The 11,733-nt window shown below is 42.7% G+C and carries 13 protein-coding genes; 10 read left to right on the top strand and 3 right to left on the bottom strand.

Going from position 1 to position 11,733, the window contains the following annotated elements; genetic code table 11:
- Nucleotides 1-344: 344 nt before the first annotated feature.
- The 5 genes from rmuC to E4635_RS14885 all read left to right on the top strand — a co-directional run bounded on the left by rmuC (nucleotide 345) and on the right by E4635_RS14885 (nucleotide 5,877).
- Complete coding sequence (rmuC, locus tag E4635_RS14865) at nucleotides 345-1,715, top strand: DNA recombination protein RmuC (RefSeq protein WP_135527494.1); 1,371 nt, start codon at nucleotides 345-347, stop codon at nucleotides 1,713-1,715.
- Between the two features lie 7 nt (nucleotides 1,716-1,722).
- The gene (locus E4635_RS14870) at nucleotides 1,723-2,091 is read left to right on the top strand and encodes a 6-phosphogluconate dehydrogenase (protein ID WP_135527495.1); all 369 of its coding nucleotides are present in this window, start codon (nucleotides 1,723-1,725) and stop codon (nucleotides 2,089-2,091) included.
- 2 nt (nucleotides 2,092-2,093) lie between these two features.
- Complete coding sequence (locus tag E4635_RS14875) at nucleotides 2,094-2,642, top strand: acyl-CoA thioesterase (RefSeq protein WP_135527496.1); 549 nt, start codon at nucleotides 2,094-2,096, stop codon at nucleotides 2,640-2,642.
- 86 nt (nucleotides 2,643-2,728) lie between these two features.
- The gene (locus E4635_RS14880; protein WP_135527497.1) at nucleotides 2,729-3,832 is read left to right on the top strand and encodes a hypothetical protein; all 1,104 of its coding nucleotides are present in this window, start codon (nucleotides 2,729-2,731) and stop codon (nucleotides 3,830-3,832) included.
- Nucleotides 3,833-3,858: 26 nt separating this feature from the next.
- Complete coding sequence (locus E4635_RS14885) at nucleotides 3,859-5,877, top strand: FG-GAP-like repeat-containing protein (protein WP_135527498.1); 2,019 nt, start codon at nucleotides 3,859-3,861, stop codon at nucleotides 5,875-5,877.
- A 66-nt stretch (nucleotides 5,878-5,943) separates the two neighbouring features.
- Here the strand turns inward: E4635_RS14885 and E4635_RS14890 are convergent, their stop codons facing one another.
- Together E4635_RS14890 and E4635_RS14895 are read right to left on the bottom strand one after the other, a co-directional pair.
- Complete coding sequence (locus E4635_RS14890; protein ID WP_135527499.1) at nucleotides 5,944-6,786, bottom strand: DUF5777 family beta-barrel protein; 843 nt, start codon at nucleotides 6,784-6,786, stop codon at nucleotides 5,944-5,946.
- 21 nt (nucleotides 6,787-6,807) lie between these two features.
- Complete coding sequence (locus E4635_RS14895) at nucleotides 6,808-7,194, bottom strand: OB-fold protein (protein ID WP_135527500.1); 387 nt, start codon at nucleotides 7,192-7,194, stop codon at nucleotides 6,808-6,810.
- An 87-nt stretch (nucleotides 7,195-7,281) separates the two neighbouring features.
- Here E4635_RS14895 and E4635_RS14900 point away from each other — a divergent pair, with 87 nt between their 5' ends.
- Both E4635_RS14900 and E4635_RS14905 read left to right on the top strand, forming a co-directional pair.
- Nucleotides 7,282-7,641, top strand: a complete 360-nt coding sequence (locus E4635_RS14900) for a hypothetical protein (RefSeq protein ID WP_135527501.1) — start codon at nucleotides 7,282-7,284, stop codon at nucleotides 7,639-7,641.
- A gap of 42 nt (nucleotides 7,642-7,683) precedes the next feature.
- On the top strand, nucleotides 7,684-8,226 hold the full coding sequence (locus E4635_RS14905) for a YceI family protein (RefSeq protein WP_135527502.1): 543 nt from the start codon (nucleotides 7,684-7,686) through the stop codon (nucleotides 8,224-8,226).
- On the opposite strand, the gene E4635_RS14910 is transcribed toward E4635_RS14905, so the two are convergent.
- Nucleotides 8,213-9,190 (bottom strand): ion channel, encoded by a 978-nt coding sequence (locus tag E4635_RS14910; protein WP_135527503.1) that lies wholly within the window; start codon nucleotides 9,188-9,190, stop codon nucleotides 8,213-8,215. The genes E4635_RS14905 and E4635_RS14910 overlap by 14 nt on opposite strands.
- Nucleotides 9,191-9,259: 69 nt before the next feature.
- Here E4635_RS14910 and nhaA point away from each other — a divergent pair, with 69 nt between their 5' ends.
- From nhaA to E4635_RS14925, 3 genes are all read left to right on the top strand, one after another.
- On the top strand, nucleotides 9,260-10,417 hold the full coding sequence (gene nhaA, locus E4635_RS14915) for a Na+/H+ antiporter NhaA (RefSeq protein ID WP_135527504.1): 1,158 nt from the start codon (nucleotides 9,260-9,262) through the stop codon (nucleotides 10,415-10,417).
- A gap of 36 nt (nucleotides 10,418-10,453) precedes the next feature.
- Nucleotides 10,454-11,236 (top strand): hypothetical protein, encoded by a 783-nt coding sequence (locus E4635_RS14920; RefSeq protein ID WP_135527505.1) that lies wholly within the window; start codon nucleotides 10,454-10,456, stop codon nucleotides 11,234-11,236.
- Between the two features lie 114 nt (nucleotides 11,237-11,350).
- The gene (locus E4635_RS14925; RefSeq protein ID WP_135527506.1) at nucleotides 11,351-11,722 is read left to right on the top strand and encodes a VOC family protein; all 372 of its coding nucleotides are present in this window, start codon (nucleotides 11,351-11,353) and stop codon (nucleotides 11,720-11,722) included.
- The last annotated feature ends 11 nt before the right edge of the window (nucleotides 11,723-11,733 follow it).

Raw genomic sequence — 11,733 nt, forward strand, 5'->3', positions numbered from 1 at the left:
CTCCTGCGTCAGGATGACAAGACTGCGTAATGTTTGTCATTCCAACGAAATACATCCCAATCTTTCCAAGTCATTCATTCCGCCCTTTTGTTTTTTACGCAAAAAATCAAGGAAGCATTTGCGCGCCGGCAGAAGGGAGGGAACCAAAAAAGCGAGGAAGCATGACGAGCGGCCTGGTTCCCGATAGGCAAATCCTTCCGTAGATTTTAAGTAAAAAACAAACAGGCTTGATTTTTTGTTACTTTTTTATCAAGAAAAAAGTAAGTAGAAAATAGAGGAAAAACACAAAACAAAACACAAAACATTTTTCCCTACATTTACACTATATAACAAATACCAGCACGATGTCACAAATCATTATCGTATTAGCCGCATTTATCATTGCCTTATTCCTCGGGATTTATTTGGGGAAACTTCTTTTTTCGGCGCAATCCAAATCAGCGCAATCAGGACTTGAGGAGCGCATCAACGGCCTTTTGGAACAAATAGGGCAATACAAGGAGCAAGCGCTTTCGGAACGCCAGAACTTCGAAAAGCAGTTACAGCAATCCAATACCGAGAAGGAAAACATCCGTAGCGAAAAAGAAGCCCTGGCCATCCAGCTGTCCAAAAGGGAGACTGACTTTGAGAACCTTTGGGAACGCAACAAAGAACAAAAAGAAGAGGTAAACCAGCTGCAGGAGAAATTCACCAAGGAATTCGAAAACCTGGCCAACAAGATACTGGAGGAAAAGACCAGCAAATTTACAGAACAGAACAGGGAAAACCTGAAAAACATCCTCTCGCCCCTGCAGGATAAAATCCAGTTATTCGAAAAGAAAGTGGAAGATACCCATAAGGAAAGCATTGATTACCATGCCGCCCTGCGCCAGCAGATCCTTGGTTTACGCGAGATGAACGAACAGATGAGCAAGGAAACCCTGAACCTGACCAAAGCCCTTAAAGGCGACAGCAAAATGCAAGGCAATTGGGGAGAACTCATCCTGGAGCGTGTATTGGAGAAATCCGGCCTGGAAAAAGGACGCGAATATGAAGTACAGCAAAGTTTCGTTACCGAAGAAGGGTCACGGGTCATGCCCGATGTGGTAATCAACCTCCCGGACGGAAAGAAAATGGTGGTCGATTCGAAAGTATCGCTAACCGCTTACGAGCGCTTTATCAATGAAGAGGATGAGGATGTGAAAACTTCTTTCCTAAAGGAACATGTCAACTCCATCAAGCGCCACGTAGAACAACTGGGCAACAAGAACTACCATGACCTGTACCAGATAGAAAGCCCGGATTTCGTACTGTTGTTCATTCCTATGGAACCCGCTTTTGCCCTGGCCTTAAATGAGGACAACACCCTGTATAACAAAGCTTTTGAAAAGAATATCGTCATTGTGACCCCTTCTACCCTTCTGGCAACGCTGCGCACCATTGACAGCATGTGGGCCAACCAGAAGCAGCAGGAAAATGCCTTTGAAATTGCCCGCCAGGCCGGAGCTTTATACGATAAGTTTGAAGGTTTTGTTTCCGATTTAGTGAAGATCGGCAAGAAGATGGATGAAGCCAAAGTAGAATACCAGGGCGCCATGAACAAGCTTGTAGACGGAAAAGGAAACCTGATAACGAGCGTGGAAAAACTGAAGAAGATGGGTGCCAAAGCCAAAAAATCATTGCCGGACAATATCATTAACAGGGCGGAAACCAGTGAAACAGAAACACTAAACTAAGGGACATATGCTACGAAAGATCCTCTTCATTACCATTATTACCTTTATCCTGGCCGTTGCAGGCTATTTTACCGTATTGTATTATGCTACATACAGCGAAGGCGACCGGACCGGCGAACTCATCAAGTTCAGCAGTAAGGGCTATGTGTTCAAAACATTTGAAGGAGAAATTTCCCAGGGTATTTCGGGAGCGCAGATCTTCCGTTTTTCGGTATTGGATAGTGATGCTGAAGTTATTTCGGACCTAAAAAAATACCAGGGGCAATATGTCAAGATCACCTATATCGAGCGCTACAGGACTTTCCCGTGGTGGGGCGATACGCGGTATTATGTGACGCATGTACAACAGGAAAAATCACCTCATTTTGCCCGATAACTATGGAAACAACATTCAAAACCGTACAATCTTCCAAAGTCACGATTTCCGAACTGATGCTGCCTTCGCATTCGAACTTCAGCGGAAAGATCCATGGTGGCTATATCCTGTCCCTGATGGACCAGATCGCTTTTGCAAGTGCTTCCAAATTCTCGGGGAATTATTGCGTGACCGCTTCAGTGGATACTGTTGATTTCCTGAATCCGATAGAAGTTGGGGAACTGGTTACCATGAAGGCTTCCGTGAATTATGTGGGGAGAAGCTCCATGATTGTTGGCATCCGGGTAGAATCCGAACACATCCAGACCGGAAAGGTAAAACATTGCAATTCGAGTTATTTTACGATGGTAGCCAAAGACAGTGACGGAAAAAATGCTTCGGTACCCGGCCTTATCCTGTCTCATTATGATGAGGTACGTCGTTTTTACAACTGCCTTAAGATGATTGCCGTGCGAAAAGACAAAAAAGACCATGAGGAAGCTTTTGATTATAAATCGGAAGAAGCGCTGTCAAACCTCTCCAATTATAATGTCCGGGTGGAGATTTGTTAAATATTTAACCTTAAATTTAAATATAGTTAACTAAATACACTCTATTATAGTTTTTTTCTTATTTTTGAGTTCCCCAATTTAAAAATATGAAAAAAAATTACGCATTATTAGTTACATTTCTGCTTGCAGCCCTTATTTTTCAATCCTGTTCAAAAGACAGTGAATATGAGGAAGTTGAAACATCGCCTGTCTCCGTAGATTTAACAAAGGTCCCTTACCAGAAATTATCCGATTACCATTTTTTTACTGGTCCGATGAAAGACCAGAAACCCGCTATGGACGTAGTCCCTTTTGAGCCTGCCAGTTCCTTATTTGCCGATTATGCCCATAAGAAGCGTTTTGTATGGATGCCCAAAGGAACCAAGGCCACTTATGTGAGCGACGACAATATTTTCAATTTCCCGGTAGGTTCCGCACTGATTAAGACCTTCTATTACAATAACGTACAACCCGGAAATGTCACAAAAATCATTGAGACACGTCTTTTGGTACGAAAATCAACTGGATGGAAAGCCTTCAGCTACATCTGGAACAACGAACAAACAGAAGCTACCCTGGAAACTACCGACAATGGGGTTTTTGTCCCTGTTACCTGGGTGGAAAACGGCGTTACAAAGAGCATCAATTACAAAACCCCTTCCCAGACAGAGTGCCTTACCTGCCATAAAATCAACCCGACCCATACAGCTGGTGGAGAAATTACCATTCCAATTGGTGTGAAACCCCAGAACCTGAATACCATGTATAACTATAGCGGTACGTCTAAAAACCAGATCTCCATGTGGAAAACAGCCGGTTACCTGGGTGATGATGTGCCTGCTACGATACACTCTACAGTCAATTGGGAAGACACCAGCAAATCATTGGAACTCAGAGCCCGCTCCTATATAGACATCAACTGCGCCCATTGCCACCGGGAAGGCGGCCACTGCGATTATGTGGCGATGCGCTTTAACTTCAGCAATACCGACCTTAGTACCTTTGGGGTGTGCATGACCCCTTTATTTGCTATAGACAACGGGCCTTTCGTCATTAATGGAGGCGATGCCAACCGATCTGAAATGGTCATCAGGGTAAGTTCGACAGAAGGTGCCGTCATGATGCCTATTATAGGAAGAAGCATTGCACATGATGAAGGTGTGCAACTTATTAAAGACTGGATTAACTCATTACCCGCAAATTGTCATTAACCGAAACAACTAACAAAAAACAGACTATGAAAAAAATTACTTTATTGGTTATTTTATGCTTTGGAGCCCATGTGTCCAACGCACAAAATACATGTGCTACGGCACTTCCTGTTTCCGTCGGTACTTTTACCGTAGGAACAATTGACGGCTCCCCGCCTCCTACTTTATGTGCCGGGACAGGGAATGCAACGATGGGAGAATGGTATACCTATACTCCTTCACAAAACTATACCGTAACGGTTACTACGGATTTGGTCATCAATACCGGGAAAGATACCCGTTTTCATGTATATACCGGAAACTGTGGTGCATTGACCTGTTTTACAGGGGATGACGACAGCGGTATCATTGGTACCAATAGTTACCTATCTGTAGCGACCTTTAATGTTACGGCAGGAACAACCTATTATATTGCCTTTGACAACAGATGGAGCGCCAGCGGTTTTGACTGCCAGCTGATTGAACAACCTTTTGTAGCACCGCTGATCAGTTTTACAAGCCAGTCTATTGCATCGAGTTCAACTATTTGCAACGTTGCGGATATGAACGGGGATTTCCTGGATGATATCGTAACGGTACAAGCCAATCAAATGACCGTATTGACCCAACAGGCAGCCGGAGGTTTTACCTCAACCGTTTATCCTTTGCCGGGATTGACCACCACTCCAAGCTGGAGTATTGCCGCGGGTGATTTCGACAAGAACGGTTATAACGACCTGGTTTTCGGGGGCGGCAGCAGGTTAACTATGGTAAAAGCAAATGCTACCGGAACCGGTTATACGGAAGTGCCGTATCCGCAAGGTATTTTTACGCAAAGAACTAACTTCATCGACATCAACAATGACGGGCACCTGGATTTATTTGCCTGCCATGATGTGGCGCAAAGTTATTCTTATAAAAATGACGGTGCAGGGAATTTAGTCTTTGACACTACCTTTTTCCCAACATTAGCCGTTGGAGGAAACTACGCTTCTATCTGGTCTGATTATGACAACGACGGAGATATGGACATGTATTTGGCCAAATGCCGCGGAGGAGCACCGGTGGGAGATCCGCAAAGAATCAATCTTCTGTACCGAAACAACAGAATAGGGACTTTGCCATCCAACACCTATACGGAAGTAGGAGCGTCTGCCGGAGTAAACGACGGTGCGCAATCCTGGTCTACCGCTATTGAGGATTTTGACAATGACGGCGATATGGATTTTCTACTTTCCAACATTTCAGACACAAATAAGTTATATAAAAATAACGGAGACGGTACCTTTACCGACATTTATGCTTCTACCGGCATTGATCCTCAGGTAGGTTCCTGGGAATTGCAGTCCGGGGATTTCAACAATGACGGCTGGATTGATTTCCTTTGGCAAAACAGCAAACAAATGTACCTTAATAACGGTAACATGACTTTTACAGGAGTTGCCCTGCCGTTCAGCGAAGGCGGAATTGGTGATTTGAACCATGACGGATTCCTGGATGTGCAATATAACAATATGGTATATTACAATGTCCCAAATGCCAACCATTGGTTAACCGTTAACCTCCAGGGCGTGCAAAGTAACAGAAACGGGATTGGAACCAGAATCGAAATTTATGGCGCCTGGGGAAAACAGATCAGGGAAATACGCAGCGGTAACGGTTTCAGCCACCAAAGCAGCTTAAGTGCTCATTTTGGTATTGGTGCGGAAACGGCTATTACGAAAGTCGTGATCAAATGGCCTTCCGGAATTGTGGATACGATTAACAACCCGACTTCTAACCAGGCTTTATTGGTATTGGAAGGGGCAACATTAGGCGTAGGTGAGTTTGCTAATTCGGATTTCAAGGTATATCCTAACCCGGTAAAAGACCTTCTTAATATCCAGGTGAAAGAAGGCAATTCCATCCAAATGGTGCAATTGTTCGACCTGAATGGTAAAATGGTCCTGAATACGAATGTAAAAGACAATACTGTTTCCGTACAATCATTAAGCACCGGAACATACCTTCTTTTATTGAGAGATGCAAACGGCAAGGATTATTCACAAAAAATAATCAAAGAATAATTATTTCTTTTATATGAAAAAGCCCGTTTGTACAACGGGCTTTCTTTATGGTAAATAGTTCGGTTTTTAAAAGACACGCACTAAATTGAATCCGAAGAAAATATCCCCTTCACCCCAATCTCCGGTAGTATTCCCCAGGAAACCGGCTTCATGTATGCCTTGCGAATTGGTGAAATGCATTTGGAACACGTGCCCTCCTGTTTCGATATCAACACCAACCGATAACGGGTTATGATAAGGAGAAGTCGAGGACCTGTTCATATGGGCCGCATAATCAAGGTTGATGGAAACCCTTTTGGAGATCTTGTATCTTCCACCCAGCCCCAAGGCAACCTGGCTGTTGTCCTGGTTATTATCGACAACAAAGTTTTCGTGGAAAAAGGTAGGCGCGAATTCCAACGATAATTTTTCCGAGAACTTTCGGGAAATCAGCAATTGGTTAACATAGATCAGCCTGTTTTGGAACTTCATCTTGGGATAGTTGGATTCTTTCAATAAATTATTGAACGCTATACTGTTGAATCCTGCAAATGTAAAAGGAAAACCATCCTTTTTTTGAGATGTAATGAGGTATTTTGCGGCAAAATCATAGGCCTGTTCGCTTCTTCCGGCTGACAAGGAGAACGTATTGGTAACCCCGTAGGCAAATTTGATTTGTGTAACCGCATTATCAAGCCCGAAGAAACCTTCAAAACCTTCTTTAACAGAAGCAAAACGGTGAGCCACAACAAAATACAATTCCTTTTTACCCAGCATTTTGGTAGACTCAAGGTTCACAATTTTCATGGCTTTGAAAGCGGAGACCACTTCTTTATTGGTGTCGGTGGTGTCAATTTGTGATAATAAATCGTCCTGGGAAAAAACGAATTGGGATAGCAGTACCGCTGCAAGTGAGTAAATTATTCGCATATGCTTGGTTTTAAAGTTTAATTATTCAATGATACAATTGTCCATTTTACATTCTTCGAGCAAATCGTCATAACCGATAAAACGCCCTTTTACAAGGACTTCTTCATCCATTTTTATGCCCTTGAAATCCTCTTTCTGAAAGGCGGAAAACAGTTTTCCATCAATCGTGGCCGTATTTTGCGCCTGGTCAACCTGGGTCACTTTCCCTTTAACCTGAATCACTTTGTCCAGGTACATTTTGTTGGCATTGGCTTCGTCTTTCTTGAAGGCTTCGGTTAATTCATCTACGGAAGTAACGTCAATTGGGTTTTCGCCGGCAAAATCCCTATGGCTCTTGTAAATGTAAGAATAGCCCCAAAAGCCCAAAACAGCGATAAGGACAATGATAATGATTGCTTTCTTTTTCATTTTATACGGTTTCTTACAAATTTAACTAAAAAACAATCTTAAATTCTGCGTTTTTCGTAAATTTAACCATAAAATATATAAAAAATCATGAAAGGAAATATTTCAATGCTTGCTTTTGCTTTTTTACTCATCGCCTCTTCCTGTACCAGTGACAGCGAAGCAGATTTGGTAGTGCCCGCTCCCCTTCTGGTGAAATATACTACCGATGTCCGGCCTATTATCCAGGGAAACTGCATTCCTTGCCATACCGATCCGCCGGTCAATGGAGCGCCTATGAAACTGACCACTTACGATGATGTAAAATATGCCGTAAACAACCGTGGTTTGCTTGACCGTATTTCCAGGCCTCAGGGAGCACCGGGAATGATGCCCAATGGCGGGACCCGTTTGCCGCAAACCAAGATCGATATCATCAAAAAATGGAAAGACGACGGACTACTGGAATAGTTTTTGCAGGTATCACAACCAACCCTTTTAAACCATGACACCATGAAAAATACAGCCTTTTTAATGCTCAGTTTGTTAAGCCTGGCAACAGCCTTTGCGCAAGACAAAGTTTTAACCAAAACCGGCAAAGTCACTTTTGAAGCTTCAGTGCCTTCATTTGAAGAGGTCAAAGCCAACCACAAAGCCGTAACCTGCATCCTGAATACCAAAACCGGTGAAATCGCTTCCCTGATTTTAGTGAAAGGATTCCAGTTTAAAGTAGCCCTGATGGAGGAACATTTTAATGAAAATTATATCGAAAGCGATAAATTCCCGAAAGCTACCTTTAAGGGGAAAATAGAGAATTTCGATTGGGATAAAATTACCGCCCAGCCACAGGACTATACAATTAAAGGCAAAATAGAATTGCACGGGAAATCCAAAGATGTTGTGCTGGCTTCCAAAATCAAAAAATCAGGCAACGGTATTGAAATTACGTCCAATTTTACGTTAAACCCGGAAGATTTTGACATACAGATCCCGAGTTTGGTCAGAGCGAAAGTAGCCAAAAACGTAGCCGTACGACTGGATTTTATTCTTCTGTAAGGACTTCCTCAAAAACGATTTCCGAAAAAGCATTCAGTTTGTTGACATGCAGGACAGTCCTTGAATTGTCTTTGCTGTTTTCGTACATCTGGACAAATTTAACGCCGTACACCACTTCTTCAAACGTATAAGAAGAACGGATGGCCACGGTATTGCTGTACATTTCATCGAAGGCTTTTAAGTAAATGATAATCTCTCCTTTATTGTTTTTGAAATCATCTTTGGAAAAACCGTAAAGCGGGCTGTCTTCGGTAATGGGATGCACCAAAGTCCAGCTTAACGTGAGCGCATTGATCTTGTCGTATTCCAGGTCGAGGGAGAAAAAACGGTTGACTTCTGTTCCTTTTTCCTTCACCCGCATCCCCAAGGTCACTTTGGCTTCCGCATCGGTGAGGTTTGTATTTTTATAAGGGGAAATCCGGATCATCAATGCCTTGCCGTCCTGAAAAGGGGCAATAACCGCATTTTCGGAAAACCGGATATGGGCTTTAGGCTTACTGAACCTTCCATAAAACAAACCGGTAGCAATGGCAAAACTCAACAACCCGAACAATGCTTCCACCGAAGCCACAAAACTGGCCCAAAAACCTGTAGGGCTGATATGGCCGTAACCAACGGTGGTAAAGGTTTGCGCACTGAAGAAAAAGGCCTGCCCGAATTTATCGGTAAATGAATTGGCGATGATCCCGTTTAGGTGTTCGACCCCAATAAGGCAATATATAGTGGCGAAAATGAAATTGACTATGCCGTAAAAAACAAAAATAATCGCCATGAATTTCCAGCTCGGGATATTGAGCATCGTATGGTACCAGCTGATGCTTTCAATAAATCCAATCCCGGTTTTCTTGATATTGGCCGAACCATCCTTGTTGATAAACCTTCCTCCGTAATTGGATGCGTTTGCCCCAAATCCCGTATTGGTGTCCGTTTTCAATTTTTTACCTTTTTTCTTTATGACACTCATAGCGCTTTTTTAAATAATATGTAAATTTAGAAATTATTATGCATACTATTTACCCGTAATATTGTATTGATGAAAGCAACTCGTTTATTCACCTCTTTTTTTGAAAGCGAAAAAGCAGGCGGCATTGTCCTTTTGTGCTGTACGCTTATCTCGATAGGCATTGCCAACTCTTATTGGCAGGAAGATTATGTCGCGCTTTGGCATTACACCATCGGCGGGCAATCCTTGGAACACCTTATCAATGATGGGCTGATGACTGTTTTTTTCCTGATGATAGGCCTTGAGTTGGAAAGAGAAATCTATATTGGTGAATTATCGGACATAAAAAACGCATTGCTGCCCATTTCGGGTGCTATTGGCGGAATCATGCTGCCGGCAATCCTCTATTATGTTTTCAACAACCATACTGATTTTGAAAATGGCGTAGGCATCCCAATGGCGACCGATATTGCCTTTGCCATAGGGATCTTGTCATTGCTAGGCAGCAAAGTCCCGACTTCGCTCAAGGTTTTCCTAACGGCTTTGGCGGTAATTGATGATCTGGGCGCCATCATTATCATTGCTCTTTTTTATTCCCAAACAATCCATTGGGGCTACCTCGGATTAGCCTTTGGTATTTTTGCCGTATTACTGGCGATGAATAAATTTAAAATCTATATTTTGTGGCCGTACCTTATTGGCGGTGTCTTTATGTGGTATTTTATGGAGCATTCGGGGGTACACGCTACTATAACCGGTGTCTTGCTGGCCTTTGCCATTCCGTTCCAGAAAGGGGCCGACAACTCTATTTCGCAACAATTGCTCCATTGGCTCCACAAACCCGTTTCCTTTGTGATATTGCCCATTTTTGCTTTAGCCAATACGGCAATCATTTTGGATTTTAGCGCAAATGAAACCTTATTGCCCACGTATGCGTTGGGAATTCTTTTAGGGCTGGTCGTAGGCAAACCCCTTGGTATTACCCTGTTCTCCTACTTATCTGTACAAGCCAAAGCAGCACAATTGCCGGCAGACCTAAATTGGAAACAGATCCTTGGTGCAGGGATATTGGGTGGCATAGGGTTTACGATGTCGATTTTTATCACTTTACTGGCTTTTGAGGACGAAACCATCATCAACAATGCAAAACTGTACATTATACTGGCCTCCTTACTGGCAGGAATCATAGGGCTGTTCTATCTAAAAAGGGTCTTGAAGGATTACAAATCTCCTGAAGCAGACAATTGATTATCAGGCATCATCATACTATTCAAACAAAAACAAATGAAAAAACACATCTTGCTCCTATTCCTCTTTTTGAACTTTTCGGTTTATAGCCAAAGTATTGCTTTTTTTGAAAAAAAGTTGAACGCCTTGATTAGCAAACGCAATTCAATCAGCGAAAGCGACGATGAAAAAGCATACGAAAACCTGGCCAAATACAATGCAGAACTTGAAAAATTAGTCCTGCAATTCACTTCCTCCAATCCCGAAACACTGACCTATTCCTTTAAAGAGATGCCAAACGGCCTGAATATAGTAACATCGGCAGACGGGCAATTCAGGATCTATACCTGGAATACCCTAGAAGGAGGTACTATGCAGTTTTATAAAAATGTGTATCAGTATAAGGCAAATGGGAAAGTGTATTCCAGACTAAGCAAAGCGGAAACCGATGAGGGAGACAGCGGTGTGAACTTTTACAATTTGAATGAGGTGAAATCAAACGGTAAAACCTATTATATCACCAACAGCATAGCCGTGGGCAGCAGTGCTGCATATCATTATGAAGCCAAGGTATTTTGTATCGAAAACGGGCAATTGAATGACAATGCCAAACTGATAAAAACCAAAAGCGGGCTAAAAAACACCCTCGGATACGACATTGACCTTTCCAGCTCCTCCAATCGGGACAGGACCGATGGGATTGAAGGCCGGGATTATATGACTATGGTATACGACAAAAAGACAAAAACCATTATCATCCCTTTACTGAACGAGGATGGGAAAATCACCAAAAAGAAAATCAGGTACCAATTTACCGGGAAGTATTTTGAAAAAATATAAGATGGTAATTTTACAATATTTTCCGGAAAACATATACAGCTAATCCAACAGCAAAAATGCAACTTTACCATCGCATAAATTTAAAAAATCAAATAACCCCTAAAACCTAAAAAGATGAGTAACAGAGTCGTGCATTTTGAAATCCCATGCGATAATCCCCAAAAAACCATGGATTTCTTTACAGAAGTATTTGGCTGGAGTTTCCAGCAGTTTGGTACCGAAGAGTATTGGTCCGTAATCACAGGCGATGAAGCTTCCCACGGAATAAACGGAGGCCTTATGAAAAAGAAAGACCCGGCCCAGCCTGTGGTCAATTCCATTGAAGTAGCCAGTGTTGATAAGGCCATAACCGATATTGAAAAAGGCGGCGGCAAAATTGTCGTTCCTAAAATGCCCATCCCAACCATAGGCTGGTTGGCTTATTTTACCGATCCCGATGGAAACGTCCACGGCATCTACCAAAAGGATGCCTCAGCAACTATGTAACTAAAAAAGCC

The sequence above is a fragment of the Flavobacterium humi genome (genome assembly GCF_004745595.1).
Taxonomy (GTDB): Bacteria; Bacteroidota; Bacteroidia; order Flavobacteriales; family Flavobacteriaceae; genus Flavobacterium; species Flavobacterium humi.